This is a genomic window from Amycolatopsis sp. NPDC034160, assembly GCF_055575355.1.
Map to the genome: position 1 here is coordinate 379,657 of NZ_JBVISU010000002.1, position 26,251 is coordinate 405,907.

At 69.0% G+C, this 26,251-nt stretch carries 26 protein-coding genes; 21 read left to right on the top strand and 5 right to left on the bottom strand.

Features of this window, described 5'->3' with window-relative positions:
* Positions 1 to 172: 172 nt before the first annotated feature.
* Both ACZ54P_RS06735 and ACZ54P_RS06740 read left to right on the top strand, forming a co-directional pair.
* Complete coding sequence (locus ACZ54P_RS06735) at positions 173 to 493, top strand: WXG100 family type VII secretion target (protein WP_364214736.1); 321 nt, start codon at positions 173 to 175, stop codon at positions 491 to 493.
* A 53-nt stretch (positions 494 to 546) separates the two neighbouring features.
* Positions 547 to 831, top strand: coding sequence for a WXG100 family type VII secretion target (locus ACZ54P_RS06740; RefSeq protein ID WP_465460541.1), 285 nt, complete (start codon positions 547 to 549; stop codon positions 829 to 831).
* A 126-nt stretch (positions 832 to 957) separates the two neighbouring features.
* Here the strand turns inward: ACZ54P_RS06740 and ACZ54P_RS06745 are convergent, their stop codons facing one another.
* Entirely contained in the window at positions 958 to 1,689 is a 732-nt protein-coding gene (locus tag ACZ54P_RS06745) for a DUF4333 domain-containing protein (RefSeq protein WP_465460542.1), read from the bottom strand.
* Positions 1,690 to 1,751: 62 nt separating this feature from the next.
* Complete coding sequence (locus ACZ54P_RS06750; protein ID WP_465460543.1) at positions 1,752 to 2,642, bottom strand: hypothetical protein; 891 nt, start codon at positions 2,640 to 2,642, stop codon at positions 1,752 to 1,754.
* Between the two features lie 276 nt (positions 2,643 to 2,918).
* Here ACZ54P_RS06750 and rplM point away from each other — a divergent pair, with 276 nt between their 5' ends.
* From rplM to ACZ54P_RS06780, 6 genes are all read left to right on the top strand, one after another.
* Positions 2,919 to 3,371: a 50S ribosomal protein L13 gene (gene rplM, locus ACZ54P_RS06755; protein WP_465460544.1), complete on the top strand. Its 453-nt coding sequence runs from the start codon at positions 2,919 to 2,921 to the stop codon at positions 3,369 to 3,371.
* Between the two features lie 14 nt (positions 3,372 to 3,385).
* Positions 3,386 to 3,901 (top strand): 30S ribosomal protein S9, encoded by a 516-nt coding sequence (rpsI, locus tag ACZ54P_RS06760; RefSeq protein ID WP_465460545.1) that lies wholly within the window; start codon positions 3,386 to 3,388, stop codon positions 3,899 to 3,901.
* A gap of 257 nt (positions 3,902 to 4,158) precedes the next feature.
* Positions 4,159 to 5,493, top strand: coding sequence for a phosphoglucosamine mutase (gene glmM, locus ACZ54P_RS06765; RefSeq protein WP_465460546.1), 1,335 nt, complete (start codon positions 4,159 to 4,161; stop codon positions 5,491 to 5,493).
* 135 nt (positions 5,494 to 5,628) lie between these two features.
* Positions 5,629 to 5,940, top strand: coding sequence for a hypothetical protein (locus ACZ54P_RS06770; protein ID WP_465460547.1), 312 nt, complete (start codon positions 5,629 to 5,631; stop codon positions 5,938 to 5,940).
* Positions 5,937 to 8,435, top strand: a complete 2,499-nt coding sequence (locus ACZ54P_RS06775) for a hypothetical protein (protein WP_465460548.1) — start codon at positions 5,937 to 5,939, stop codon at positions 8,433 to 8,435. Before ACZ54P_RS06770 ends, ACZ54P_RS06775 begins: the two co-directional genes overlap by 4 nt.
* 29 nt (positions 8,436 to 8,464) lie before the next feature.
* Positions 8,465 to 8,956, top strand: a complete 492-nt coding sequence (locus ACZ54P_RS06780; protein ID WP_465460549.1) for a hypothetical protein — start codon at positions 8,465 to 8,467, stop codon at positions 8,954 to 8,956.
* A 4-nt stretch (positions 8,957 to 8,960) separates the two neighbouring features.
* Here ACZ54P_RS06780 and ACZ54P_RS06785 read toward each other — a convergent pair whose 3' ends face one another.
* Together ACZ54P_RS06785 and ACZ54P_RS06790 are read right to left on the bottom strand one after the other, a co-directional pair.
* Complete coding sequence (locus ACZ54P_RS06785) at positions 8,961 to 9,641, bottom strand: cytochrome P450 family protein (protein WP_465460550.1); 681 nt, start codon at positions 9,639 to 9,641, stop codon at positions 8,961 to 8,963.
* Between the two features lie 23 nt (positions 9,642 to 9,664).
* Positions 9,665 to 9,892 carry a hypothetical protein gene (locus ACZ54P_RS06790; protein WP_465460551.1) on the bottom strand — a complete coding sequence of 76 codons (228 nt, stop codon included), beginning with the start codon at positions 9,890 to 9,892 and terminating at the stop codon, positions 9,665 to 9,667.
* A gap of 15 nt (positions 9,893 to 9,907) precedes the next feature.
* Between ACZ54P_RS06790 and ACZ54P_RS06795 the strand changes: the two genes are divergently transcribed.
* The 5 genes from ACZ54P_RS06795 (at position 9,908) to ACZ54P_RS06815 (ending at position 15,354) form a co-directional block, all read left to right on the top strand.
* Positions 9,908 to 11,617 (top strand): fatty acyl-AMP ligase, encoded by a 1,710-nt coding sequence (locus tag ACZ54P_RS06795; protein ID WP_465460848.1) that lies wholly within the window; start codon positions 9,908 to 9,910, stop codon positions 11,615 to 11,617.
* A complete protein-coding gene (locus ACZ54P_RS06800) occupies positions 11,607 to 11,912 on the top strand; it encodes an acyl carrier protein (RefSeq protein WP_465460552.1) in 306 nt (101 codons plus the stop codon). Before ACZ54P_RS06795 ends, ACZ54P_RS06800 begins: the two co-directional genes overlap by 11 nt.
* A 139-nt stretch (positions 11,913 to 12,051) precedes the next feature.
* Positions 12,052 to 12,366, top strand: a complete 315-nt coding sequence (locus ACZ54P_RS06805; RefSeq protein ID WP_465460553.1) for a hypothetical protein — start codon at positions 12,052 to 12,054, stop codon at positions 12,364 to 12,366.
* On the top strand, positions 12,366 to 14,777 hold the full coding sequence (locus ACZ54P_RS06810; RefSeq protein ID WP_465460554.1) for a WXG100 family type VII secretion target: 2,412 nt from the start codon (positions 12,366 to 12,368) through the stop codon (positions 14,775 to 14,777). The genes ACZ54P_RS06805 and ACZ54P_RS06810 overlap by 1 nt, the downstream gene beginning before the upstream one ends.
* A gap of 28 nt (positions 14,778 to 14,805) precedes the next feature.
* Positions 14,806 to 15,354, top strand: coding sequence for a hypothetical protein (locus ACZ54P_RS06815; protein ID WP_465460555.1), 549 nt, complete (start codon positions 14,806 to 14,808; stop codon positions 15,352 to 15,354).
* Positions 15,355 to 15,563: 209 nt separating this feature from the next.
* Here ACZ54P_RS06815 and ACZ54P_RS06820 read toward each other — a convergent pair whose 3' ends face one another.
* Positions 15,564 to 16,391 (bottom strand): dienelactone hydrolase family protein, encoded by an 828-nt coding sequence (locus ACZ54P_RS06820; protein ID WP_465460556.1) that lies wholly within the window; start codon positions 16,389 to 16,391, stop codon positions 15,564 to 15,566.
* Between the two features lie 151 nt (positions 16,392 to 16,542).
* On the opposite strand from ACZ54P_RS06820, the gene glmS reads away from it, so the two are divergent.
* The 8 genes from glmS (at position 16,543) to tsaE (ending at position 26,163) form a co-directional block, all read left to right on the top strand.
* On the top strand, positions 16,543 to 18,405 hold the full coding sequence (gene glmS / locus ACZ54P_RS06825; RefSeq protein ID WP_465460557.1) for a glutamine--fructose-6-phosphate transaminase (isomerizing): 1,863 nt from the start codon (positions 16,543 to 16,545) through the stop codon (positions 18,403 to 18,405).
* A gap of 14 nt (positions 18,406 to 18,419) precedes the next feature.
* Positions 18,420 to 19,865 (top strand): NAD(P)H-hydrate dehydratase, encoded by a 1,446-nt coding sequence (locus ACZ54P_RS06830; protein WP_465460558.1) that lies wholly within the window; start codon positions 18,420 to 18,422, stop codon positions 19,863 to 19,865.
* 234 nt (positions 19,866 to 20,099) lie between these two features.
* A complete protein-coding gene (locus ACZ54P_RS06835) occupies positions 20,100 to 20,915 on the top strand; it encodes a DeoR/GlpR family DNA-binding transcription regulator (protein WP_465460559.1) in 816 nt (271 codons plus the stop codon).
* A complete protein-coding gene (xylB, locus tag ACZ54P_RS06840) occupies positions 20,905 to 22,341 on the top strand; it encodes a xylulokinase (RefSeq protein WP_465460560.1) in 1,437 nt (478 codons plus the stop codon). The genes ACZ54P_RS06835 and xylB overlap by 11 nt, the downstream gene beginning before the upstream one ends.
* A gap of 4 nt (positions 22,342 to 22,345) precedes the next feature.
* Positions 22,346 to 23,437, top strand: a complete 1,092-nt coding sequence (locus ACZ54P_RS06845; protein WP_465460561.1) for an ABC transporter ATP-binding protein — start codon at positions 22,346 to 22,348, stop codon at positions 23,435 to 23,437.
* 28 nt (positions 23,438 to 23,465) lie between these two features.
* Positions 23,466 to 24,605: an alanine racemase gene (gene alr, locus ACZ54P_RS06850; RefSeq protein WP_465460562.1), complete on the top strand. Its 1,140-nt coding sequence runs from the start codon at positions 23,466 to 23,468 to the stop codon at positions 24,603 to 24,605.
* Positions 24,602 to 25,699, top strand: a complete 1,098-nt coding sequence (locus ACZ54P_RS06855) for an alpha/beta fold hydrolase (protein ID WP_465460563.1) — start codon at positions 24,602 to 24,604, stop codon at positions 25,697 to 25,699. Before alr ends, ACZ54P_RS06855 begins: the two co-directional genes overlap by 4 nt.
* Positions 25,699 to 26,163, top strand: a complete 465-nt coding sequence (gene tsaE / locus ACZ54P_RS06860; protein ID WP_465460564.1) for a tRNA (adenosine(37)-N6)-threonylcarbamoyltransferase complex ATPase subunit type 1 TsaE — start codon at positions 25,699 to 25,701, stop codon at positions 26,161 to 26,163. Before ACZ54P_RS06855 ends, tsaE begins: the two co-directional genes overlap by 1 nt.
* Positions 26,164 to 26,251: the final 88 nt, after the last annotated feature.

The window sequence follows — 26,251 nt, forward strand, 5'->3', positions numbered from 1 at the left end:
GAGGTGGGCGTGCTCCGCCGGAGCCCGGTTCCCCCGGCGAGCGTTCACGCAAGCAACTACTTGAAACCAAACAGCGACAAGGGGGAACCAGACATGGCAGGGTCTCCGTCGTAGGTCCGTACGAAACGAACACACCAAGTGCGGATAACCACGAACGAAGGGGGTAGCTCCCATGGCTGGCGGTTTTCAGGGAAGCGTCGAACAGTTCACCCAGTCTGAGAAGCGGGTGACCGAGGTTCGCGTTTCGATGGACCAGAACCTGAGCAAGCTTCGCGACAACATCGAGGCCACCCGTGCGGGCTGGACCGGTGACGCGGCTCTTGCGTTCAACAACGTGATGAAGCGCTTCGATGAGGCGGGCAGGGGGCTCAACCAGGCCCTCCAGAACATCGGTGAGCTGCTCGAGCAGGCCGGTTCGAAGTACAACGCTTCCGAGCAGCAGCAGCAGGAACTCATCAACTCGGTCAACAAGGGCTTCGGCGTCCTCGGCTGATCCTGCTCCCCGCGCACCAAACCACAGACTTTTCTTAATCACTGGAGGAAAAAATGGGCGAGATGAAGGTCGATTACGCCACGATCCACGCGGCGGCCGACGACTGCAAGAACACCGGCGGTGAGCTGGAGGCTCTGTTCGGGCAGCTGAAGAGCGACCTCGCTCCGCTGGTCAACACCTGGCAGGGTGACGCGCAGACCGCTTACCTGGCCGCGCAGCAGGAGTGGGACAGCAAGTTCGAGGAGCTCAAGCAGCTGCTCGCGCAGGTCGCCGGCGTGCTGCCGCAGCTGGCCGACGGCTACCAGGCCACGGAGCAGGGCGTCACCGGCCTGTTCTGAGTCTCACGATCGGAACGAGCAACGGCGGGCAGGCATCTTCGGATGCCGAGCCCGCCGTTTCGTTTGTGCGAAAGAAAAGCCGCGGCGGAGGAACTCCGTCGCGGCTTTCGGCGTATCTGGCCGAGGTCAATGCGGCGCGCCGACCTCGAATTCCGGCGTGGTGTTCAGCACCCGGACGGTGACCTTCTTCTGCTGTCCCGAAAGGTCGATCGAGCAGTCGAACGTGGTGCCGTTCTCCACCGGTTGGCCGGACGGGCACGCCACGTTCTTCACGTCCGGCTCCCCGTAATGCTCGTTGAGCACACGGACGACACCGTCCTGGACCGACTTCTGATCGAGACTGTCGCCCGCGAACGCGCCGAGCAGCCAAGCGCCGACCCCGCCCGCGACCACGACGGCCGCGGCGATTCCACCGACCAGCAACGTTTTCTTGGAAACCTTCGGCTTCTTCGCGGGCTCGGTCCCGAAAGCGCCGAGTCCGCCGTATTGGGACGACGACTGCGCGGGCTGGAACCCTCCGCCGTACTGGACCAGCGGGGGATTACCCGGAGGAGTCTGTTGCGGTGCCTGCCAATTCTGCTGCGGCGCGGGCTGCTGCGGCGGTTGCTGCCAAGCGGCTCCCGGTGCGGGAGCGCTGCTTTGCTGCCATGGCCCGGAAAACGAGCCGGTGACGCCGGGCTGACCGGGCTGCCACGGCCCGGTGTAGGAGCCGGTGCTCGCCGCGTTCGGGTCGCTTTGTTGCCACTGCCCGGAATGCGGCCCGGTGGCCTGCCCTTCCTGCTGCTGGTTCCCCGGATTCGCCGGTGGCTGCCACCACTGCTGTGGCTGTTGTGGCTGTTGCTCGGGCGGCTGGCTCATCGGTGGTCACCTCGGGGCGTCGAGAACTTCACAGCATCGGGATGAAGGCGTTCGGTCACGCGTCAGACGCCCTTCAGCGCGGCGAACCGGCGATTGAAGTCGTCCTTCGCCGCCTTGTCCGGCAGCACGGTGATCTGCGAGGCGTCCGGCAGCCTCGGCATGTCCTGCGCGGTCGCCTTGCCGCTGAACCGGAAGTCGTACTTCAGCTCGATCTTGTGTCCGCCACCCTCGATCTTGGCCTCCATCACGATCTGGTTCAGCGTGCCGTCCGCGTTCAGGGACACGGTGGTCATCACCGGCGCCTTCTTCATCTCGTCCGTGATCGCCCCGGTGATCTTCAGGGGCAGGACCTCCACCCGGCGCTCGACGAACTTGCCGAACGGGACGGCGGCGGTCAGCTCGATCCGGTTCCCCGGCAGGCTTTTGGCGCCCTTCACGATCTTCTTGTCCGCGTTGTAGGAGACGGCGATGGCGTCGGCCATCTTGCAGGCGGTGATGATCCCGCTCCACGCGCAGGGGATGGTCAGCCCGGCCTCCGACTTCGGCATCGAAACCCAGGGGGTAGGGGCGAGACTCTTGTAGACCGGCCCGAGGTAGGCGTATTCGACGGTCCCGTCGCCCGGGGTGTACCAGTCGATGCTGTCGTCCGGGTTCTTCTGCGAACGATGGCGGCTGACGCGGCTCTCCGGCGAACCGGTGCGGGCGGAGGAGATCGTGCTGCGGATGTACTGCTCGTCGAACCGGAAGTAGGCGCCCGATTCGCTGGTGACGTCCCGCTGGTCGCCGATCGTGTCCTGCAGCTTGTTCATCGCCGCTTCGAACTTCGTGCCGACGTACGCCGCGGCGTCGTCGCCCTTCGGCACGGCGTTGCCCGCCCGGGCCTGGCCGCAGGCGGTGGTGAGTGCCAGCACGGCGCCCAGCACGCACAAGATGATCGTTGGCCGTTTGTTCATCGCCGTTCCCCTGAATCGAGTCCCCGCGCGCGGTGCGCGTCCGGATCGTCTCATCCTCCCCCGCCGAAGGTGATGCCGTGGGCGGTTCCGCCACACCGGCGGGGTACGCTTGCGGGGCGCCCGCCGGGCGCCGGTCCTAGTATGGGACCCCGGACCGACCCCCGCTTCGCAGTAGGGTCGGGCGTGGGGGTATCTTCATATGTCGTTGTGCGCTGCGGCGCGTAAGCGCTAGGCCCGCACAGAACCCACACGCAATGTTGACGACGAGGTAGACCCTTGCCCACGTACAGCCCCAAGCCCGGCGACGTCACTCGTGCCTGGCACGTGATCGACGCCGAGGATGTCGTGCTCGGCCGGCTCGCGACCGAGGTCGCCACGCTGCTGCGCGGCAAGCACAAGCCGACCTTCGCTCCGCACGTGGACACCGGTGACTTCGTCATCATCGTCAACGCCGAGAAGGTCGCGCTCACCGGAAACAAGCGCGAGCAGAAGTTCGCCTACCGGCACAGCGGTTACCCCGGCGGTCTGCGGAAGCGCTCCTTCGGCGAACTGCTCGACACCAAGCCCGAGCACCTGCTCGAGAAGGTCGTCAAGGGCATGCTCCCGAAGAACAAGCTCGGCCGCGCCCAGGCGAAGAAGCTCAAGGTCTACGCCGGCCCCGTGCACCCGCACGCCGCGCAGCAGCCGCAGGCGCGCGAGATTTCCAAGATCGCGCAGGTCGCGCAGTGAGTGAGGAACAGTCTGTGACCAGCACCGAGGAGACCACGACCGAGGCCCCGGCCGAGGCCGTCGCGACCACGGAAACCCCTGCCGTCGGCGAAGCCGTCGCGACCAGCGAGACGCCTGCCGGCGCTCGTCCGTCGCGTGCCGCGGGTGGCAACGCCCAGACCGTCGGCCGCCGCAAGGAAGCCGTCGTCCGGGTTCGCGTCGTTCCCGGTACCGGTGAGTTCAAGCTCAACGGCCGCACGCTCGAAGAGTACTTCCCCAACAAGGTGCACCAGCAGCTCATCCGTGAGCCGCTGGTGACGGTCGACAAGCCCGACTCGTTCGACATCTTCGCCAACCTGCACGGTGGCGGGATCTCGGGCCAGGCCGGTGCGCTCCGCCTCGCGATCGCTCGCGCGCTCGTCGAGGTCGACGCCGACGACCGCCCGGCCCTGAAGAAGGCCGGCTTCCTGACCCGTGACGCTCGCGCCACGGAGCGGAAGAAGTACGGCCTCAAGAAGGCCCGTAAGGCTCCGCAGTACAGCAAGCGCTGATCGCGCCTCTGGCGCAACCCGCGGAAGCGCCCATCCGTCTCTCGGATGGGCGCTTCCGTGTTTCCCGGGTCCTTTCGTCCCCACGGGCCCGTTGTCACAGCAGTCCCACGTGCCCCATGCGCCCCAGCTGTGTCACGGTTAGCCCGCTAAAGTCGCGCGCGTCGCGTTTAGCCCGCTAAACGCGAAAGCAGGGGCGCGGGGGGACAGGCGTGGGCACTGGCTAGGTTGTCGTGGTGGTTTTTCAAGGAGGTCGACAGATGGCACGTCTATTCGGTACCGACGGCGTACGTGGCCTCGCCAACGAGGAGCTGACCCCGGAACTGGCGCTCGCGCTCGCCGCCAGCGCGGCGCGCGTGCTCGCCGCCCACGACCGTTCGCACCGCCCGGTCGCCGTCGTCGGCCGCGACCCGCGGGCCAGCGGCGAGATGCTCGAGGCCGCCGTTGTGGCAGGTCTCACTTCCGCCGGCGCCGACGTGCTCCGCCTCGGCGTCCTCCCGACGCCCGCCGTCGCCTATCTGGTCGGCGCGCTCGAAGCGGACCTCGGCGTGATGATCTCCGCCTCTCACAACCCCATGCCCGACAACGGCATCAAGCTGTTCGCGGCAGGTGGCCACAAGCTTCCCGACGGGATCGAGGACGAGATCGAGGCCGGTCTCGACGCTCCCGTCAGCCGCCCGACCGGTATCGGCGTCGGCCGCGTCCAGGATGTCCCCGACGCGGGTGACCGCTACATCCAGCACCTGCTGTCGGCCACCCCGCATCCGCTCGCGGGCCTCCGGGTCGTCGTCGACTGCGCCAACGGCGCGTCGTCGTTCGCGGCCCCCGAGGTCTACCGCAAGGCGGGCGCCGAGGTCATCGCGATCCACGCCGAGCCGGACGGCGTGAACATCAACGAACACTGTGGGTCGAATCACCCGGACGCGTTGCGCGCGGCCGTCGTCGAGCACGGCGCCGACCTCGGGATCGCCCACGACGGCGACGCCGACCGCTGTGTCGCGGTCGACGCCGCGGGTGAGCTCGTCGACGGTGACCAGATCATGGCCGTCCTCGCGCTCGCCCTCGCCGAGACCGGCGAGCTGACCAAGAACACCCTGGTCGCCACGGTCATGAGCAACCTGGGCCTGCACCTGGCGATGCGCGCGCACGAGATCAACCTCGTCACCACCGCCGTCGGTGACCGCTACGTCCTCGAGGAGCTCCGCGCGAGCGGGTTCGCGCTCGGTGGCGAGCAGTCGGGTCACGTCGTTCTTCCCGCGTACGCGACCACCGGCGACGGCCTGCTCACCGCGCTGCGGGTGATGAGCCGCATGGCGTCCACCGGCAAGTCGCTCGCCGAACTCGCCGCCGTCATGAACCGGCTGCCGCAGGTGCTGGTGAACGTCCCCGTGGCGGACAAGGCGGCGGTCGCCGTCTCGGCCGCCGTCCGCGACGCCGTCGGCGCCGTCGAGGCCGAACTCGGCGAAGAGGGCCGCGTCCTGCTGCGCCCTTCAGGCACCGAACAACTGGTCCGCGTCATGGTCGAAGCCACCGCGCACGACACCGCACAGGCGGCCGCCGACAGGCTCGCCGGGGTCGTCTCCTCGGCCTCGTAGTCCCTCTCACGTCTTCCCAAGTCGCTGCGCCCGGGTTACCGGCCCGGTACATTCCGTGTGCAAGGAACGGCACCGGGAGGGCTTGGGCCACGTCTGATCTCCGACGCAGATCGTTGCCCAGGATGAGGGGGAGACATGGCTGGCGGCCACAAGGTCGATCCGCAAGCGCTGACGCAGGCGGCCAAGGCACTGAGCGACATTCCGAAGCACGCTTTGGAACAGCCCTTGGCGGCGGTCAAGGACATCCAGCTCGTGGCGATGGACTTCGGGCAAGGCCACCGGGAGAGCTACGGCCCGTACCGACCGGCCGTCACCCGGCTGGCCAACATGGCCGACAGTTACCTCAAGGCCGCTGACCTGTTCGCGCAGAAGCTGAACGCCTCGGGTGGCAAGTACGAGGCCAACGAGGCCGACACCGCGCAGTCCGTGAAAGCGAGCGGCCGGTGACCGCCCAGGAAGAAGACGACCTCCCGACCCGCGCCGAGGTCGAGCAGATCATCAACGACGAGCGGATCCCGTGGGACGTTCGGCGTGATCTCGCCCTTCAGTACATCGACTACATCGAGGACGAAGACCCCGACGAGGTCGGTTTCGCCAGCGACGAGGACAAGAACGGCTTCCGTGACGCCGTAAAGGCGCAGATGAAGATCAGCGAAGGCGATCTCAACGGGAACAATTTCTGGGGCGGCATGCTGTCCGACACCCAGTTGATCAACAGTCTCGAAGACAGTGTCCAAGTCGCCTATGGCAACGCCAAGGGCTATGTGGACAAATTCGCCGAAGAAGGCCGTCAGGCGAATCAGAAGGCAAACGCCGATGCCAGGACCGGCCTCGACCAGATGGCTTCCAAGGCGACCGCGACCAATCCGGCGGCGGAAACCTCGGATCAGATCCTGGATTTCGGCAAGCCGTCGTTCCGGAACATCGAGATCTTCGTCCCGCTCTACAACCGTTCCGTCGCGGCAGTGCGTTCTGGTGCCCCTGCCGATATCAATGAGCTGCGTGAGCTGTACGACCAACAGCGGAAGATCCCGTTCGGCAAGTTCGCGGCCGGTGCCGACGAATTCACGAAGCTGAAAGAGGCGGTCGCCACCTCCTCCGGTGATGTTTCCGGGGAGATGAAGAAGAATCTAGGCGGCTGGGAGGGCGCCGCCGCCGACCAGGCGCGGACCTATCAGCAGAACTACGAGGCCAAGACGAAGGTCGTCGCCGACGGCGCGGAGCACGCGGCCGTCGCGATGATGACGGCGGCCGCCTCGGTCGCGAAGTTCTGCCGCGACAAGGCCGACTGGATGATCAAGGCCTCGTGTGACCGGCTCGGTGAGGTGACCGCCCAGGATCTGGACCGGATCATCCGCATCGCGGAGCTCGGCAACAACGCCAGCCAGGATGACTTCAAGCACTGCTCGAAATTCCTCGACCAGCAGTCGCGCGACATGATCAACGACGACGACTGTGATCTCGACGAAGAGACGATCAATCACATCATCGGACAGGTCCGAGCCTATTTGTCGGGGACCTTCAACCCCTTCTACTCGCAGTACCTGAACGATTTCAGGACCATGTGCGCCAATACCCACACGGCGGTCGCCGGGGCTTGGCAAGGTCTGACCGACTTCTTCAGCAAGCTCGAGGAGAACCCGTTCGTCGATCTCGACGCGGCGGCAGGGACCTCGGACGGTGGGTTCAAGACCGGGGGAGGACAGGACAGCGGCGGCGGTCGTACCGGCGGCCCGGGCTCCGGGCCCGGGAGCGGTGGGGGTGGCGACACCACGCCGATCGGCGACACGAAGCCACCCGCTCCTCCGGCACCGCCGAGCCCTCCGGATCCGAACATCAACCCTGTCACGGACAAGCCGCTCGAAGTCGACCCGGAGACCGGCGAGGCTTACCCGATCGATCCGCACACCGGCGAGGCCGTCAAGCCTGATGGCCCGGAAACCGTCACCGTCGAGCAGGGCGATCACAAGATCTCCATGGCCGAGCCCGGCAAGGACGGCACGATGGGGATCTCCGTCGACGACGGCACAGGGCACCCGAAGGACTACAAGCTCGACTTCGGTGACTCGCGGCCGTTGCCGGACGACACCCCCAACCGCGGACCCGGCGGTGACGCGGCGACGGGCGGGGCGATCCATCGCGAGACCGCACAGCGGCCGGACGCTCCGCACGCCGACGACCAGTCGTTCAAGCCCGGCCCGGACGGCAAGATCCACCTCGAGGACGGCGGGCTCAAGATCACCGCCGAGCGACCGGACGGAGCTGACGGACCCACGCGGGTGACGGTCGACGACGGCAGCGGCAAGCCGACGACGTACACCCTCGGCGAAGAGGGTCGCGCCGCCAAGGCGGCCACTGGAACCGGCGGTGGCGCCCCCGAAGTCCGTTCGGACGCCGCTGTCCCGGGCAGGCACGCCGCCGAGCACGTTCCCGGTCAGCCGGTGGAAGTGGCGGCGAGGGAACACGCGACGGCGCAGAGCGCTCCAGCGCCGGTGTCGCAGGGTGGGGACCAGGCCGTGCGCACGCACGAGGTTCCGGTCTCCGGCGCGGTCGAAGTCCCGGCAGCCGCGATCGAGCAGACCACATCGGCAGCGGCTTCGGACTCGACGTCACCGCAGTCGTGGAGCAACCCACTGAGTGACGATGGACTCGACGAGGCCTCCGACCCGGCGGGTGCCGGTGGCGGCGCACCCACTTCCTCGACCTCGGGGCTCGGCTCGGCGCCGGGTGGGGGCGGCGATCAGTCCGCCGCTGCCCTGGGCGGTGGAATGGGGATGCTGGGCGGCGGCATGATGGGCGGTGCCGGAACGGGCAGCGGCGGCGAGGACCAGCAGCGCACCTCGAGCGGCTACCGCGTCGACGGCGGGCTCTTCGACACCGCGACGTCGACCAGCCGGATCAGCGGCTCTCTCGACGACGACGGCGTCATCGGGTTCCGCTAGCGGCCGGCATCAGCGAGGGAGGACTGACCGTGAGTTCCGAGGACGCGCTTGCCGCGATGAAGAGCAGATTGGCGGCTCTGGAGAGCGAAAATTCAGCCAGGATGGCGCTGCTCGACAAGCGTCGTGAAGAGGCGCTCGCCGAGAGCAAGGAGAAGTTCGACAAGCAGGCGAAGATCCAGGGCGGCGTCATCGTCCGGTTGCAGGAGCGCAACCGCAAGGCCAAGGCCGCGGGTGGCTGGGCGACCGAGTCGACCCTGGCCGAGAAGGTCGAAGACGACGGCGATTTCGGTTTCGAGGAGGACGAGGCCGAGAACGAGCGCCGTGCCGGGTACCGGACGGCCGAAGAGCCGCCGATCGCCTACCGGCCACCTGTTCCGTCTGCGCCGCCGCCACCCCCGCCGGTCCCGGTCCCGGTCCCGGTCCCGGTCCCGGAAGAGCGTCCGGCCGGACGGCACCGGCGGGCGGCCGCCGCGCGGGGCGACGACGACGATTTCGCCAACACCGACTGGCTGGCGACCTGAGCCGTCAGGTTCGCAGCGTCACGATGGCCCGCTCGACGCCGTGGAAGACGGCGTGCGTCTTGTACCGCACGTCCTCGGCGACGTGGTCGGGAGTCAGGATCTCGGCGAGGGCGCGTAGCGCCACTTCGCCCTCCGCGATCGCGACGCGCGAGCCGGGGCAGGTGTGCCTGCCGAGGCCGAACGCGAGTTCGGCGTCAGGACCGAGCGGGATGGCCAGTTTGTCTCCCGACGTGAAGTCGTTGCCGGACAAGGAGAACGGCGTGACCACGCGGCGGGCGGCGAAGCGAGTCGGGGCGATTTCGTGGATCAGGCCGCGTACGTCGTCGAGGACGTCTGGGCGGCGTAAAGTTTCAAGGGCGGCGAGGGCGAGGAAGTTCATGGAGTTCTCGTACGCGGCGTGGGCGAGCATCACCGGCGTGATCATCAGTTCGTCTTCGGTGATCCGGCCTGCTTCGCACGCTTCCCGGAGCAGCGCCAGTCCGCCGCCTTCGGCGGCCGTCGCCTTGAGAAAGAACATCGCCACCCTGAGCGCGGCGGTGTCCGCTCCGGCCGGCCCGCCCGACCAGACGTCCAGATTCGCGGCCGTCTCGGACAGGTTCGTCAACAGCTTCTCGTCAAGCGGCTCGACCGTGCCGAGTACCGCCTCGGTCACCCTGGCCGCCGTCGGCCTGGCGAAGTCGGCCACCAGGTCGAACCGAGCGCGCGACTTCAGCCCCTAATCGCGACGCGGAGGTCGGCGAGCACCTCCTCCGGCAGCGGCTCCACCAGGGCGATGACCTCCTTGACGACCGCGCGCAGCCGCCGGTGGTCCGCGCCGTCCATCAGCAGCAGGTTCGGGGTCTCGGCGGCGGCGCCACCCGGATTCGAGCTGAGCTCGCGGTCGCGCAGGGCCTTGACGCGATCCGCCGGATCGTCCAGCACGAAGAAGTCGTCCACGTTCGTATGATGCCCATGCCGCGGCCGGAGGAGGTGCGAGTGCCCCCAAATGAAGTGCCTGAGGAAGTGTCGCGGACGCCGCTCGTGCACCGCTTGCTCGGGCGCGCCGAGGTCGAGCGCCCGGCGTACACGCACCTCGACTGCTCGAACCGGCACGAACCCGTCGAAGACACGCTGACCTGGGCCCAGCTCCTCATCCACGTCCGCGCGGTCGCGGCGAAGCTGCGTGAGCTGATCCAGCCTGGAGACCGCGTCGCGATCACGGCGCGACAGGACCTCTCGTACATCGTCGCGTTCTTCGGCGCGCTGTACGCCGGGGCCGTCGCGGTGCCGTTGTCCGCGCCGGACGTCCGTGCGCACCGCGAGCGGCTCGTCGGGGTCCTCGACGATTGCGACGCCGACATCTGGCTCACGTCGGACGCCCTGGTCGAGCGGCTCACGGAGTTCGCCGAGGCCGAGCCGGTTCCGCCGCCGCGCGAGATCGTCGCCGTCGACACCCTCCCGCTGGACCCGGCGGACCGCTCCCTGCCGACACCGGTCTCTCCCGAAGATCCCGCCTACCTGCAGTACACGTCCGGCACGACGCGATCACCCGCCGGCGTGATCATCACGCATCGGGCCCTCTCGGCCGCGTGCTGGCAGATCTGCGAGGCCTACGACGTCGGCGAGCACACCACTTGCGTCGGCTGGATCCCGTTCTTCCACGACATGGGGCTGGCGCAACTGCTCGCGGGGACGATGCACTCCGGTGGCCGGACGGTGTTCATCGCACCGCTGGAGTTCATCCGGCGCCCGGAGCGCTGGCTGCTGCTGATGTCGAGGTATCCGAACACGCTCACGGCGGCCCCGAATTTCGCGTACGACCTGGTGACCGAGGCCGTCCCCGAGTCGAAGCGCGCCGAGTACGACCTGTCGACGGTGTCGATCGCGCTCAGCGGCAGCGAACCGGTCCGGGCGGCGACCGTCCGGGATTTCCTCGCCGCCTACGAGCCCCACGGCTTCCCCCGAGGCGCGTTTCGGCCGTCCTACGGCCTGGCCGAGGCGACGGTCTACGTCGCCAGCGGCGACTCCGGCGGGCCGGTGGTGACCGAGGTGGACGGCCGCGAAGTCGTCGAGATCGGCTGGCCACGGGGCCAGCGGGTCCGCGTCGTCGCCCCAGCGGATCGCGTTTTGCCCGCTAAAGGCGAACTGGGCGGGACGGGGGAGATCTGGGTCAAGGGGCCCAACGTGGGGGCCGGGTACTGGCGGCGTCCGGAATTGACCGCCGAGGTGTTCGACGCCGAACTCGACGGTGAGCGCGGCTGGCTCCGCACCGGTGACCTGGGCTGGATCCGGGACGGCAGGCTCTCCGTGACCGGCCGCCTGAAGGACCTGATCATCATCGACGGCCGCAACCACAGCCCCCACGACATCGAAGAGACCGTCGCCGCCGCTCACCCCCTTCTCGGGCCTGAGCGGGTCGCCGCCTTCTCGGTCGATCTGGACGACGGCGAGGGTGTCGTCGTGGTCGCCGAGCGCGCGCGAAAGGCGCCCGACTTCGACGAAAGCGAGGTCGCGCGGTCGGCCACCCGTGCGGTGGCCGACCGGCACGACGTGCGGCTCAAGGCCTTCCTCCTGGTGAAACCCGGCGGGCTGCCGCGAACCTCCAGCGGCAAGGTCGCGCGTTCCGCGGCCAGAACGCGATACTGGACGGCGGATGGGACAGAATCCCCTCATGGCAGCTGACGGGAGCGAGTACGTCGACGAGATCAAGGCCCTCGTCTGCGAGACCTTCGACGTCGATCCGGACATCATCGACGAGAGCACGCCCTTCGCCGAAATGGGTGTGGACTCCCGGCGCCGGGTCCGGCTCCTGGCGACGGTCGAGGTGGAGTTCGGGATCGACATCGACCTCGACGAGCTGGATCGCCTGGTCGACATCCGGGGTGCGGCGACCGTTCTCGCCGAGGCCGTGGAAGCGGGCGCGAAGCCGCGAAAACGCGGTCTACCAGGCTTCTTGCGCCGGAACCGTTTGAGTTAGCAAAGGTGTGAATGTTCCTGCGGCTTCGCTGACCGGTGGGTACATTCTTGTGTGCATATGCGATGGCACCTGATGCCGCCGGCGCGCGTCGTAGGTAGGACAACGAGGCGGATACAGAGGGACGAAGGGGGCACCGGTCATGCCGGACGGGGGCTACAAAGCCGATTCAGAGGCGATGCTCACGGCGTCGACGTCGTTGGAGCGCGCAGCTGAGAACACGACGTCCGAGGCGGGGAAGGTGGGGCCGACCCAGGTGCAACCCGCGGACTTCGGCCGGGTGCACAAGGATTACCAAAAGGGCTACGCCACCGGAATCCTCGCCATTTCCGATGCGATGAAGGGCTACGCGGGCCAGCTCACCCAGCTCGCCGGCGGAGTCAGTACCGCGTCGACCCGCTACACCTCATCCGACCAGGCGAACGCCACGGCTGCCAACAAGGCGGGGGCCCAGTAATGAGTAAACCGACGCCCGCCCAGGTCAAGGAAATCCTGAACGACCCCTACATCACGCAGGGCACCAAGGACGCTTTGCTGAACCCGTTCGCCAATCAGGAAGAAGCCTACAAAAAGGCTGTCGCCGAACGGGACGCGAACGCGGCCGGGGACAAGAAGCAGAAGGCCGCCGCCGAAAAGGCGGACAAGGATCTCGACTCGTTGGCCCGCCCGGCCGCGGGTGGTTCCACGACCAAATCCGACCAGGTGCTCGACCTCGGGAACCCGGCGCTGGACTTCTTTTCCGAATGGTCCGACCAGGTCTGGAACAAGATGCCGGACAAGCCGTCCGACATCAACTACAAGACCGACATCTGGGACCGGTTCCACGAGAACCGCGAGATCAATTTCCAGAAGATGTTCGACGAGGTCGAGGATCTCGGCGACGCCAAGAAGGCCGTCGAGCAGACCAGGACGGACGCGACTTCGGCGCTGACCACGCTCTTCCACGATTGGAAAGGGCAAGGCGCGACGGCCGCGAAGGTCAAATACGAGCAGCGGATCCAGCCTGACGCGCAAGAACTCATCGCGCAGATGGACGGCGTCATCAAACTGGTGCCGTCGACCATCGACAAGATCTACAGCGCGCTCAAGCTGAAGGTCGATGAAACGCTGAAGCTCCGCGTCGACAAGGTCGCCACGGCGCCGCTGTACATCGCGAAGCAGGTCGTCGAAATCGCGAACGGCAAGGTCGATTCCAAAGAAAAGCTCATGGACGTCGCGTACTGGCTCGACGCCGCGTGTCCGGGCAACAACCTCGCCGAACGGCTGCGTCACGACGACTGCGATCTGAACGACGGGAACAAGGAATACGCGATCGGGGCCGCGAAACAGTGGCTGAAGGGCTCGTTCGCCACTGAGTTCGGCGAGCGGTACGAGAACTTCAAGAAGCTTTGCAAGAACGCGACCGACACGATCAACGCGCAATATCACGAGCTTTCGCGGTTCATGGAGGACTACACGAATCCGTTCCCCGCGCCCGGAGCCGAGAAGCCGCCCGCCGACGACGGCAAGGGGAATGGCAACGGAAACGGCAATGGGAATGGGAACGGAAACGGGAATGGCGGCGGCACCCCGCCTGGTGGCGGGGGCGGCACTCCGCCCGGCGGAGGTGGCGGCACGCCGCCGGCGGCGACGGTTCCCGAGCCGCCCAAGCCGGAGGACAAGCCCGCTGACGGTACGAACCCGGTCACCGGGAAACCGCTCGAGCTGGACCCCGAAACCGGTAAGCCGTACCCGATCGACCCGGCGACGGGCGAAGCGATCAAGGACGGCCTCGACGGTCAGGACACCATGACCGTCCAAAAGGGCGACAACAAGATCGAGATGACCGAGCCGGATAAAGACGGCAAAATGGACATCAAGGTCGACGACGGCAAGGGTAACGAGAAGGACTACAAGCTCGACTTCGACGACCCGAAGGGCGAAGACGGCAAGCCCGGCGAAGAGGGTAAGGACGGCAAGAAGGACGGCGAGTTCGGCCCGCAGGGCGCGGTCAAGGAAGGCGAGCCCGGCGCCGACGGCGTCTACCGGCCCGGCCCGGACGGCAAGATCCACATCCAGGACGGCAACCTCAAGATCACCGCCGAGCAGCCGCAGGGGCCGAACGGTCCGACCGTGGTGACCGTCGACGACGGCAAGGGTGAGCCGACTACTTACACCCTCGACGAAAAGGGTGAGAAGAAGGAACTCAAGCCCGGCGACGTCCTCCAAACCGATGACATCAAGAACGGCCTCGACGACCGGAACCCCGGCAATCCGCAGCCGGGTCGGATGGACGATGTGCGCACGATGCCCGCACCGGCCGATGCCGGGATGGCGGACGGCGGGGGCTTCAGCGCTCCGGGCGGCGTCGAGGTCGGCGCCGGTGTCGGTGGTGGTGAAGGGACCGCAGGGGTGTCCGCGGGGGCCGAGGCCTCCGGCGGCGCCGCGTCGGGCGCGGGTGGCGAGGGCACCGTCCCGACGGCCAGCGGTGGTGGCGGCAGCTTCGAAGGCGCGCTCGGCGGTGTCGGCGAGGGTGGTTCGGCGGGGTCGCTGAACGAAGCCGGTTCACTGGAGCCAGGCATGCAGACCGGTGGCGGCGCGCAGCCGGCCGGGACTGACGGCGGCCTCGGGATGGCGCCCGGCGGGATGGACCCGGCACCCGCGGGCGCCGGCGCCGGTGCCGGAGCGGCGTCCACCGGAATGGGCGGCATGATGGGCGGAATGGGCGCCATGGGCGGCGCGGCCGGTGGTGGCGGGGGTGACACGCAACGCGGGTCGAGCCAGTACCGCGTCGAGGGTGGCATCTTCGAGACCAGTGGCGCGGGTGGCCGGATCAGCGGGTCGCTCGACGACGAGGGCGGCGACCGTTCGATCAGCTACGAGCGATGATCGGTAGTCGGGGAACGAGGGAGGACCGATGAGCGCTGTTGACCGGCTGGCGGCCGCCATGTCCAGGCAGGACGCCGCCATCACGGAGCAGTTGGAGCAGCGGGGGCTGCGGGAGCGGCACCTCGCCGACGCCAAGGCTCAGGCGATGGAGACCATGCAGAAGGACGCGGCCGTCCACGACAAGTACGCCGCCCACATGCAGGAACTGGGGAAGCGGAGCAAGGAGGCCGGCGGCTGGCTGACCGGCAAGACGACCGCCGACCGCAGCCACACGATGGGCTTCGGCATCGAGGACGACGACAAACCGGACGCCCGGTTCGCCGAGTTCGGTGCGCGACCCGGCCTCGACGCTTCGCGGCCGGTCGCTCCGCCACCGCCGCCCCCGCTTCCGGTCGCGCCGGGGGTGCCCGGAATGCCGGCGACGGTGGACGTCCCGCCCGCGGTGTCACCGCCCGCTCCGACCGCCGGTACGCCCGACGCGGCCGCTGCGCCGACGCGTCGTCGAGGTCGTCACGCCCGCGACGACAAGGGCTTCGACGACGACGACTTCTCGAACAACTCGTGGATGGTCGACTGACCGCTTCACGCACTCGGGGCCCGGCTCGCCAGAGCCGGGCCCTTCTCTTTGCTGGCCCGTGTCGCCTTTAGCGGGCTAAACGCGATCTGGCGCCCTGGCCTCTCGCCCCGGCCCGTGTCGACTTTAGCCCCCTAATCGCGACGCGTAGGCATGCTAAGTAACCAGGGGCGGGTAGCGGGCCGGATCGCGATTAGCCCGCTAAACGCAGGTCAGGCGGCGGGTTCGTCCTGGAGCTCGATCGGGGCGCGTTTGACGTCGGCGTCCAGCAGCGGCTGGTACTTGGTCGTCCCCGTCAAGTGTGTGAGGAAGAACGCCGTGAACAGCGCCCTCGTCAGCTGCTGGGTCCCGCGGTGCGGCTTCCCGTGCAGCAGGAGCTGACTCCAGTGCCTGCCCTCGGTGACGCCGAGATGCGACGACTTCCCGAGCGTCCGCAGCTGCACCGGCCCGCCCCAGGCGTCCGCGATGGCCTCGGCGTGTCCTGCTGACGGCGCGACGAGATCCTCGCCCGCCGCGAGGTGCAGACCGGGCACGGTCACCGACCGGGCGGACACCGTCGCCGGCGGCAGCGTCTGCGCGGGAGTGATGGTCGCGACAGCCTGGACCCGTGGTCGATCAGAGTCCTCGTCCGCCGCCTGCGCGGCCGCGAGAACGGCCGAACCGCCGCCGGTCGAGTGCCCCGCGAGGCCGAGCTTCGCCGGGTCGACGCTGATGCCGTCCGGTCCGAGGCGGACCGTCGTGATCAGGTCGAGCGTGGTGAGGAGGTCGCCGGCCAGCAGCCGGTGCGACGGCAGCGGTCCGCGCTGGGTGGCCGGGGCCGCCGCGACGATGCCCCAGCTCGCGAGGTGCCGGAGCAGGTGCCGGTAGCTGCCGGTGGGCTGCAGCCATCCGTGCCCGAACGCGATCGCGGGCAGACCGAGCCCCGAGCGGGGCGTGAACACGACACCCGGGAGCCCGACCAGAGCGAGGTTGCCGCGCAGAACCTCGTGCGGACCTGGGTGGGACAGCTCCGCGAGCAGCTGCTTGGGCTTGCTGGCCATGCCCGTGACCTTACTGCCCGTACCCCCGTCCAGCCCGCGCGCCGCCCCGGCGTTCGCCTTTAGCGGGCTAAACGCGACGCGTTCAGCCGCTGAAGGCGGTGGGCGGGCGCCCGGACGAAGGGGCTGAATTTCCCTCGTTAGGCTGGTGGCCGTGTGTGGAATCGTGGGATACGTCGGACACCGCCCGGCCCTGGACGTCGTCATCGGCGGCCTCCGGCGGATGGAGTACCGCGGCTATGACTCGGCAGGCGTCGCCGTCCTCGACGGCGCCGGTGCGCTGAACGTCGAGCGCAAGGCAGGCCGCCTGGCCAACCTGGAGACCCAGCTCGACACCGTCGGCAGGGACGCCTTCACCGGCACCGCCGGGATGGGCCACACCCGCTGGGCCACCCACGGCGCCCCGGTCGACCGCAATTCGCACCCGCACCGCGACGCCTCCCAGCAGGTCGCCGTCGTGCACAACGGCATCATCGAGAACTTCGCCGCGCTGCGCGCCGAGCTCGAGGCCGAGGGCATCGAGATGGCGAGCGACACCGACTCCGAGACCGCCGCGCACCTGATCTCCCGCGCCTACACCGAAGGCGACACGAAAGGCGACTTCCCGGCCAGCGTCGCCGCGGTCTGCCGTCGGCTCGAAGGTGCGTTCACCCTGGTCGTGACCATCGCCGACCAGCCGGACACCATCGTCGCCGCGCGCCGCTCCTCGCCGCTGGTCGTCGGCGTCGGCGAGGGGGAGCACTTCGTCGCTTCCGACGTCGCCGCGTTCATCGAGCACACCCGCGAGGCGGTCGAGCTCGGCCAGGACCAGCTCGTCGTGATCACCCGCGAGGGTTACGAGGTCACCGACTTCCACGGCGACGCCGCCCAGGCCAAGCCGTTCACCGTCGACTGGGACCTCTCGGCCGCGGAAAAGGGCGGCCACGAGTACTTCATGCTCAAGGAGATCGAGGAGCAGCCGGAGGCGCTGGCGAACACGCTGCGCGGCCACTTCGACGGCGGCCGGATCATCCTCGACGAACAGCGCATCTCCGATCAGGACCTGCGTGACGTCGACAAGGTCTTCGTCGTCGCCTGTGGCTCCGCGTACCACTCGGGCCTGGTCGCCAAGTACGCCATCGAGCACTGGTGCCGTCTCCCGGTCGAGGTCGAGCTGGCCAGCGAGTTCCGCTACCGCGACCCCGTACTGGACCGCGCGACGCTGGTCGTCGCCGTCTCGCAGTCGGGCGAGACCGCGGACACCCTCGAGGCCGTCCGCCACGCACGCGAGCAGAAGGCCCGCGTCCTGGCCGTCTGCAACACCAACGGCGCCCAGATTCCCCGTGAGTCCGACGCCGTTCTCTACACGCACGCCGGTCCGGAGATCGGGGTCGCCTCGACCAAGGCGTTCCTCGCCCAGATCGCGGCCAACTACCTGGTCGGCCTGGCGCTGGCTCAGGCGCGCGGCACCAAGTACCCGGACGAGGTCGCCCGCGAGTTCGCCGAGCTCGAGTCCATGCCCGCCGCGGTGCAGAAGGTCCTGTCCACTGTGGACCAGGTCCGTGACCTCGGCCGCCGGATCGCCGACTCGAAGGCCGTGCTGTTCCTCGGCCGTCACGTCGGTTTCCCGGTCGCCCTCGAAGGCGCGCTGAAGCTCAAGGAACTGGCGTACATGCACGCCGAGGGCTTCGCCGCCGGTGAGCTCAAGCACGGCCCGATCGCGCTGATCGAAGAAGGCCTGCCCGTCGTCGTGGTGATGCCGTCGCCGAAGGGGCGCGCGGTGCTGCACTCGAAGCTGGTGTCGAACATCAGCGAGATCCAGGCGCGCGGCGCTCGCACGATCGTGATCGCGGAGGAGGGCGACGAGACCGTCCGCCCGTTCGCCGACGAGCTGATCGAGATCCCGGCCGTGCCGACGCTGCTGCAGCCGCTGGTTTCGACGGTGCCGCTGCAGGTGCTGGCGGCGGAGATCGCCCGCACGCGCGGGTACGACGTCGACAAGCCGCGTAACCTGGCGAAGTCGGTCACCGTCGAGTAAGGACCGGAGGCGTCGTGCAGGGAATCTGGACCACGGAACGGATTCGCGCGGCGGAGGACCGGTTGCTCGCCGTCACTCCCGACGGCGAGCTCATGCGACGCGCGGCCTTCGGCCTGTCGGTGCACGCCGCCGAGATGCTGGCCGAGCACACGGGATCGGTGTCCGGGCGGCGGGTGACCTTGCTGGTCGGTTCGGGCAACAACGGCGGCGACGCCTTGTGGGCGGGCGCGTTCCTGCGTCGTCGCAATGTGGCCGTCTCGGCGATCCTGCTGAAGCCCCAACGCGCTCATGCTCAGGGTTTGGCCGCCTTGAAGCGATCCGGCGGCAAGGTGGTGTCCGTTGAGGACGGTCCACAGTGGATCGACCGGGCCGACCTCGTCATCGACGGGATCGTCGGTATCTCGGCGCGAGGGTCGTTGCGGTCGGACGCCGCCGCGCTGCTGGAACACGTGAGTTCGCCGGTGCTGGCCGTCGATCTGCCGAGCGGGGTGGATCCGGACACCGGCGCTGTCGACGGTCCCGCCGTCGTCGCCGACCGTACGGTCACCTTCGGCGCGCTCAAACCCGTGCACGCCCTGGCGCCCGCGTCGTGTGGCGAGGTCGCCCTGGTGGACATCGGGCTGCGACCGGAACTCGGCGATCCCGACCTGCGGCGGCTCGACACGGCCGACGTCGCCGCGGCGTGGCCGGTCCCCGGTCCGGGTGACGACAAGTACAGCCAAGGCGTGGTCGGGGTGGCCGCGGGATCCGCGACGTACCCGGGCGCGGCCGTGCTCGCGGCCGGTGCCGCCGTGCGGGCGACGTCGGGGCTGGTGCGCTACGCCGGACACGCCGCGGACGTGGTGCGCGGGCGGTGGCCCGAGACGATCGCGACCGGGTCGGTGACGGACGCCGGGCGGGTGCAGGCGTGGGTCGTCGGGCCGGGGATCGGCACCGGTCACGAGGGGCGCGACGTGCTGCGGTTCGTGCTCGGGCGGGGTGTGCCGGTGTGCGCGGACGCCGACGCGACGACGATCATCGCGCGCTCGCCCGACGTGCTCGACGCGCGTGATCCGGACACGCCGCTCGTGCTGACGCCGCACGCGGGTGAGTACGAGCGGCTGATGGGTTCGCCGCCGGGGGCGGACCGGGTCGCGGCGGCGCGGTCGGCCGCGCGGAAGTACGACGCCGTCGTGCTCCTCAAGGGACACTGCACGGTGGTCGCGGCGCCGGACGGGCGCGCGCTGGTGAACACGCCGCGGGGGTCGTGGCTCGCGACGGCCGGATCCGGGGACGTTCTGTCCGGTCTGGTCGGCGCGTTGCTCGCCGCCGGGCTCGATCCTTGGCTCGCCGCCGGCGCCGCCGCTCACGTGCACTCGCTCGCCGGATCGATGGCCGCCGACGGCGCTCCCACCTCGGCCTCCGGCATCCTCGACGCCGTCCCCGACGCCATCCGGGCCATCCGGTCACACACCCTCTGACCAGGGCCGCAGGTCGACTTTAGCCCCCTGATCGTGCTCTGACGGCACCCGCCCGCAGAGCACGATTAGGGGGCGAAAGTCGACCTGGCCAGCCGGAGGGGGAGGCGAGGGGAAATGGGAGAGTTATCGAGTTACGTGTTAACTCTGGGCGAATAATCTGGTAAGAAGCAGGTGTGAGCGCCGACACCTACCCCGCCGGGACCGCGATGGTCCGGGTCGTGAACGGTGTCGCCCATGTCTAAGACCAGGCCATCGGACGCCGCCGTCGAGCACCGGCGCCAGGAGATCCTCGACCACGTCATCGCCGCCGGTGAGGTCCGCATCGACGACCTCACCTCGCGGTTCGGCGTCAGCCTGATGACGATGCACCGCGACCTCGACGATCTTGCCGAGCGCCGCCTCCTCCGCAAACTGCGCGGCAAGGTCGAGGCCTATCCGGCGACGACCATGGAGTCGGCCGCCCGCTTCCGCGACACCTTCAACCAGGCCGCGAAGGACGCGCTGGGTGAGGCCGCCGCGGCACACGTTCAGTCCGGCCAGACGGTCTTCGTCGACGACTCGACGACGCTCTTCCCGCTCGTCCGCCGCCTCGGCGCGATCGAAGACCTGACCGTCATCACCAACTCGCTCGAAGCCGCCCGCATCCTCGGCCCGGCGAAGAGTGTCGAGGTCGTTCTCGCCGGCGGCCGCTATCACCACGAGTTCGACTCGTGCGCCGGGCCGGACGTCCTCGCCTTCCTCGAACGGACCCACGCCGACATCGCGTTCGTCTCGGTCGCCGCGGTCGCGGTCGGCCGCCTGTTCCATCCCGTCCAGGACTACGCCGCGCTCAAGAAGGTCGCGCTGCGCACCGCCAGCCGCAACGTCCTGGTCGTCGACAACTCCAAGTTCGGTCGCACCGCCACGTTCGCGCACGGAGACATCGGCGACTACGACCTCCTGATCACCGACGACCTGACACCGACCGAGGAGATCGAGGCCGCGCTGAACGCGGGCACGGCCATTGAGCAGGTCGAGTGCGACCCAGAGGGGCCGGAATATGAAATCTGACCTGGTCGCCGGAATCGACTCGTCGACCCAGTCGACGAAGGTCGTCGTCTGCGACGCGGACACCGGCGAAATCGTCCGTACCGGCCGCGCTTCGCACCCTGACGGCACCGAGGTCGCCCCTTCGGCGTGGTGGGAAGCGCTGCGCCAGGCCACGGACGGTCTGCTCGACGGCGTCGGCGCGGTCGGCGTCGGCGGTCAGCAGCACGGCATGGTCACCCTGGATGAAGCAGGAGAGGTCGTCCGTCCCGCGCTGCTGTGGAACGACACCCGGTCCGCGAAGGCGGCCGAAGACCTCGGGAGTGAACTCGGCGCGGAGAACTGGGCGAAGTCCGTCGGCTCGGTTCCGGTCGCCAGCTTCACCGTCACGAAACTGCGCTGGATGGCGGAGCACGAGCCCGAGCTGGCCGATCGCGTCGCCCGCGTGCTGCTGCCACACGATTGGCTGACCTGGCGGCTGCTCGGCGACGGAGCGGAGCCGATCACCGACCGCGGCGACGCTTCCGGTACCGGGTATTTCTCACCCGCCACCGGCGAGTACCGCCAAGACCTCCTCGCGCATGCCTTCGGTGGCCGGAGCCCTGAGCTGCCCAAGGTCGTCGGCCCCGCGGAGGCCGCGGGCCACACGCCGGACGGGATCCTGGTCTCGGCCGGAACCGGTGACAACATGGCCGCCGCGCTGGGACTCGAACTCGTCCCCGGCGACGTCGTCGTCTCGCTGGGCACCAGTGGCACCGTCTTCGGTGTCTCCGAGACCGCGAGCGCCGATCCCACCGGCATCGTCGCGGGATTCGCCGACGCCACCGGCCGGTTCCTGCCGCTCGCCTGCACCCTCAACGCCGCCCGCGTGCTCACGGCGACCTCGGCGATGCTCGGCGTCGAGCTCGCGGAATTCGACAAGCTGGCGCTCGCCGCCGCTCCCGGCTCCGGCGGTCTCACCTTCCTGCCTTACCTCGACGGTGAGCGGACGCCGAACCTCCCGGAGGCCAAGGGCACGCTCTTCGGCCTGACCCGCGCGAACATGACGCCGGAGAACCTCGCCCGCGCCGCCGTCGAAGGCATGTTGTGCGGACTCGCCGCCGGCCTCGACGCCCTGCGCGAACAGGGGCTGGAGGTCCGGCGCGTGCTCCTGATCGGTGGTGGCGCGCAGTCGGCCGCCGTCCGCGCGGTCGCGCCGATCGTCTTCGGCGTGCCCGTCGTCATCCCCGAGGTAGCCGAGTACGTCGCGGTCGGTGCCGCGCGGCAGGCGGCCTGGGCCCTCGCTTCCAGCGCGGAACCTCCCCGCTGGCAGGAAGACCACGGCAAGACCCGGCTCGAGCTGGCCGAGCCGACCGAGGCGGACCGCGCCGAGGGACACCGGATCCAGCAACGGCATCTCGAGGCCCGCGAACTCGGGCACGGCATTTCCGCGAAACCGAAAGAGGACTGAACCGATGGCCACGATCACCTACGACAAGGCGACCCGGCGCTACGCCGGTTCCGAGCGGCCCGCCGTGGACGCACTCGAACTCGAGATCGCCGACGGCGAATTCCTCGTGCTCGTCGGGCCTTCCGGCTGCGGCAAGTCCACCAGCCTGCGGATGCTCGCCGGCCTCGAGGACATCGACGAAGGCGCCGTCTGGATCGGCGACCGCGACGTCACGCAGCTGCCGCCGCGTGCCCGCGACATCGCGATGGTGTTCCAGAACTACGCGCTGTACCCGCACATGACCGTCGGCCAGAACATGGGCTTCGCGCTCAAGATCGCCGGCCGTCCGGCTTCGGAGATCAAGCAGAAGGTGCTCGACGCGGCCAAGCTGCTGGACATCGAGGACTACCTCGACCGTAAGCCGAAGGCGCTCTCCGGCGGTCAGCGCCAGCGTGTCGCGATGGGCCGCGCCATCGTCCGTGAGCCGCAGGTCTTCCTGATGGACGAGCCGCTGTCGAACCTCGACGCCAAGCTGCGTGTCTCGACGCGTACGCAGATCGCCGCGCTGCAGCGCCGCCTCGGCGTCACCACCGTGTACGTCACGCACGACCAGGTCGAGGCCATGACGATGGGCGACCGGGTCGCGGTCCTCTCCGACGGTCTCCTCCAGCAGTGCGACACCCCGCGCGCGCTGTACGACCGGCCCGCGAACGCTTTCGTCGCCGGATTCATCGGCTCGCCCGCGATGAACCTCGTCACCGCGAAGCTCACCGCGGACGGTGCCGAGCTCGGTGGGGCGCGGGTGCCGCTGTCCCGCGAGATCCTCGCCAAGGCCGACGGCGACACGGTCACCCTCGGCTTCCGGCCCGAGTCCCTCGAAGTGACCACCAGCGAGGACGGCACCGTGCCGGTCAAGGTCGACCTCGTCGAGGAGCTCGGCTCGGACGCGTACGTCTACGGCAAGCTCGCCGAGACCGACGCCGAAGGCACGAAGTCGAACGTCGTCACCCGGGTCGACCCGCGCAAGCCGCCGGTCATGGGCGACACCCTGCACCTGCGGATCCGTCCCGACGAGCTGCACGTGTTCTCCGCCACTGACGGGGCACGCCTGTCCTGAGCCGGTTCGTGGGAAACTGGTGGTCGTTATGACCGCCAGTTTCCCGCGTGCCGAAGTCGTGATCGACCTCTCCGCCATCCGGCACAACGTCGCCCTGCTCGCTTCCCGCGCCCCCGGTGCCCAGACGATGGCCGTGGTGAAGGCCGATGGCTACGGGCACGGTGCGTTCGAAGTCGGGCGTGCCGCTGTCGAGGGCGGGGCGACCTGGCTGGGCACCTGCTCCCTCGGCGAAGCGATCGCGCTGCGCCGCGCGGGGATCGGGGCCCGGCTCTTCAGCTGGCTCGACACTCCCGAAGCCGACTTCGCGGCCGCCGTCGCCGAAGACATCGACGTCGCTGTCAGCTCCCTCGACGAACTCGCTCGCGTGGCCGATGGCGCGCGCCGAGCGCGCGACTTCAGCCCCCTAATCGCGACCTCGCGGGTGCACCTCAAGATCGACACCGGCCTCTCCCGAAACGGCTGCCCACCTGCGGAATGGCGGGCGCTCGTGCAGGCGGCGGCCGCCGCGAAGCCGCTCGTCGAGGTCGTCGCGATCTGGTCGCACCTCGCCTGCGCCGACGAGCCGGGCCACCCCTCCATCGACGCGCAGGCCAAACGGTTCGACGAGGCCTACGACATCGCCCGCGCGGCCGGCCTGCACCCGATGCGTCACCTCGCGAACTCCGCCGCCGTGCTGACCAGACCGGATCTCCACTTCGACCTCGTGCGCCCCGGGATCGCGATCTACGGGCTGAACCCGGTGCCCGCCGCCGAGGACCTGCGCCCGGCGATGACCTTCAAGTCCTCGGTCGTGCTCACGAAACGGATCGCGGCAGGCGAGTCGGTTTCCTACGGGCACACCTGGACCGCCGAGCGCGACACCACCCTCGCCCTGGTGCCGGTCGGTTACGCCGACGGCGTGCCCCGGTCGCTGTCCGGCCGGATGGACGTCTGGCTCGGCGGACGCCGCCGTCCGGTGGTCGGACGCGTCTGCATGGACCAGCTGATCGTCGATTGCGGAGACGACGAGCCCGCCGTCGGCAGCGAAGTGGTCCTCTTCGGCCAGGGCACGTTTGGCGAGCCGACCGCCCGGGAATGGGCGGACAAGCTGGGAACGATCGACTACGAGATCGTGACCTCGATGTACCGCCCGCGCATCCACCGGACGTATCTGGAGGCAGGCTCGTGACACCTTCACGAAGACTGCTGGCCATCGTCGGTGGGGTCGGGGCGGTGGCCACCGGCACCGCCGCCGCGATCGCCGTCGCCGCACAGCAGCGGCGGCAGAGTGAGGATCCGTTCGTGGACGAGCCGTTGGGGGATCTCGAACCGGACCGGACTTCGACAGTGGCGGCGGAGGACGGCACGCCGCTCACGGTCGAGGAGATCGATCCGGCCGATGGGGGCGAACCGGAGCTGACCGTCATCGGTGTGCACGGTTTCGCGCTGTCGAAGCGCTGCTGGCATTTCCAGCGGCGAGACCTCGCGTCGCTGAAGCTGCCGCGGGTGAGGCAGGTTTACTACGACCATCGCGGGCACGGGCTTTCCGGTGCCGCGAACGCGGAAACCAGCACCATCGAACAGTTGGCGCGCGACCTCGACATGGTCGTGCGCTCGGTGGTGCCGGAGGGCCCCATCGTGCTCATGGGGCACTCGATGGGCGGCATGGTGATCATGGAGCTCGCTTCGGAGCACCCTGAGCTGTTCGACGACCGCGTGTGTGGCGTCGCGTTCATCGCGACGGCCGCGGGCGAGGTCGGCGCGCGAGGGCTGCCGAGGTCACTGCTTTCGAAGTACAACCCGCTCACCCGAGGTGTCGGCGGGCTGGCGGGCTGGCAGCCGGGCCTGGTCGAGTTCGTGCGGGCGGCAGGCGGGCAGCTGACCAGGCAGGCAGTCCGGAGGCTGGCTTTCGGCAGCCGGGACGTGTCGCCGCGCCTCGTCGACTTCATGCTGGAAATGCTCGAAGTGACGCCAGTGCGCGGGCTCGTGAACTTCGTCGACACACTGGGTAGCCATAATCGGTATGCCGCGCTCGCCGGGTTGAAGCACGCGCACGTGCTGGTCATCGGCGGGGATTCCGACCGGTTCACGCCGATCGCGCACGCCGAGCGGATCGCGGCGGAACTGCCGGACGCGGAGCTGGTGCGCGTGCGCGGTGCGGGACACATGGTGCAGCTGGAACAACCCGAACTGGTGAACAGCCACCTGATCGACCTGATGCAACGGTGCACGGGCACCGATGGGGAAACTTCCGACCGGCGAACCTGGTGGTGGCAGCGCTGATGAACTTCGCATTCCCGACTCCCGAGTCGACCATGGACTTCGGGCGTGCGCTCGGGCGTTCCCTGCGCGCGGGTGACCTCGTGCTGCTCGCCGGGCCGCTCGGAGCGGGCAAGACGACGCTGACCCGCGGGATCGCGGACGGCCTCGGCGTCGGCGGACGAGTCAGCTCGCCGACGTTCGTACTGGCCCGCGTGCATCCGGCGGGCGAAGCCGGGGTCGCCTTGGTGCACGTCGACGCGTACCGGCTGGGCGGAGACCTCTCGCAACTCGACGACCTGGACCTCGACACCGAACTGGAGCGGTCCGCGCTGGTGGTCGAGTGGGGTGAGGGTGCCGCGGAGCGGCTTTCGGACGACTACCTCGTCGTGCGCCTGGAGCGTCGTGAGGACGATGTCCGGATGGTCACCTTGGAGCCGCATGGCACCTGGACGTCCCGCGCCCCCGACTTGCGTTTAGCGGGCTAAACGCGATCTCACCCGGATGCCGCATCAGGGCCCACCTGGCGATGCGTCCCCTTCATGCCCCCAGCGGGCTTGGGGTGCGCATGCCGTT

Coding starts and splice junctions, on each gene's coding strand:
- ACZ54P_RS06735 (WP_364214736.1), top strand. CDS start 173: ATGGCTGGCGGTTTTCAGGGAAGCGTCGAACAGTTCACCCAGTCTGAG.
- ACZ54P_RS06740 (WP_465460541.1), top strand. CDS start 547: ATGGGCGAGATGAAGGTCGATTACGCCACGATCCACGCGGCGGCCGAC.
- ACZ54P_RS06745 (WP_465460542.1), bottom strand. CDS start 1,689: ATGAGCCAGCCGCCCGAGCAACAGCCACAACAGCCACAGCAGTGGTGG.
- ACZ54P_RS06750 (WP_465460543.1), bottom strand. CDS start 2,642: ATGAACAAACGGCCAACGATCATCTTGTGCGTGCTGGGCGCCGTGCTG.
- glmM (WP_465460546.1), top strand. CDS start 4,159: ATGGCACGTCTATTCGGTACCGACGGCGTACGTGGCCTCGCCAACGAG.
- ACZ54P_RS06770 (WP_465460547.1), top strand. CDS start 5,629: ATGGCTGGCGGCCACAAGGTCGATCCGCAAGCGCTGACGCAGGCGGCC.
- ACZ54P_RS06795 (WP_465460848.1), top strand. CDS start 9,908: ATGCCGCGGCCGGAGGAGGTGCGAGTGCCCCCAAATGAAGTGCCTGAG.
- ACZ54P_RS06800 (WP_465460552.1), top strand. CDS start 11,607: ATGGCAGCTGACGGGAGCGAGTACGTCGACGAGATCAAGGCCCTCGTC.
- ACZ54P_RS06805 (WP_465460553.1), top strand. CDS start 12,052: ATGCCGGACGGGGGCTACAAAGCCGATTCAGAGGCGATGCTCACGGCG.
- ACZ54P_RS06810 (WP_465460554.1), top strand. CDS start 12,366: ATGAGTAAACCGACGCCCGCCCAGGTCAAGGAAATCCTGAACGACCCC.
- ACZ54P_RS06815 (WP_465460555.1), top strand. CDS start 14,806: ATGAGCGCTGTTGACCGGCTGGCGGCCGCCATGTCCAGGCAGGACGCC.
- ACZ54P_RS06820 (WP_465460556.1), bottom strand. CDS start 16,391: ATGGCCAGCAAGCCCAAGCAGCTGCTCGCGGAGCTGTCCCACCCAGGT.
- ACZ54P_RS06835 (WP_465460559.1), top strand. CDS start 20,100: ATGTCTAAGACCAGGCCATCGGACGCCGCCGTCGAGCACCGGCGCCAG.
- xylB (WP_465460560.1), top strand. CDS start 20,905: ATGAAATCTGACCTGGTCGCCGGAATCGACTCGTCGACCCAGTCGACG.
- ACZ54P_RS06845 (WP_465460561.1), top strand. CDS start 22,346: ATGGCCACGATCACCTACGACAAGGCGACCCGGCGCTACGCCGGTTCC.
- alr (WP_465460562.1), top strand. CDS start 23,466: ATGACCGCCAGTTTCCCGCGTGCCGAAGTCGTGATCGACCTCTCCGCC.
- tsaE (WP_465460564.1), top strand. CDS start 25,699: ATGAACTTCGCATTCCCGACTCCCGAGTCGACCATGGACTTCGGGCGT.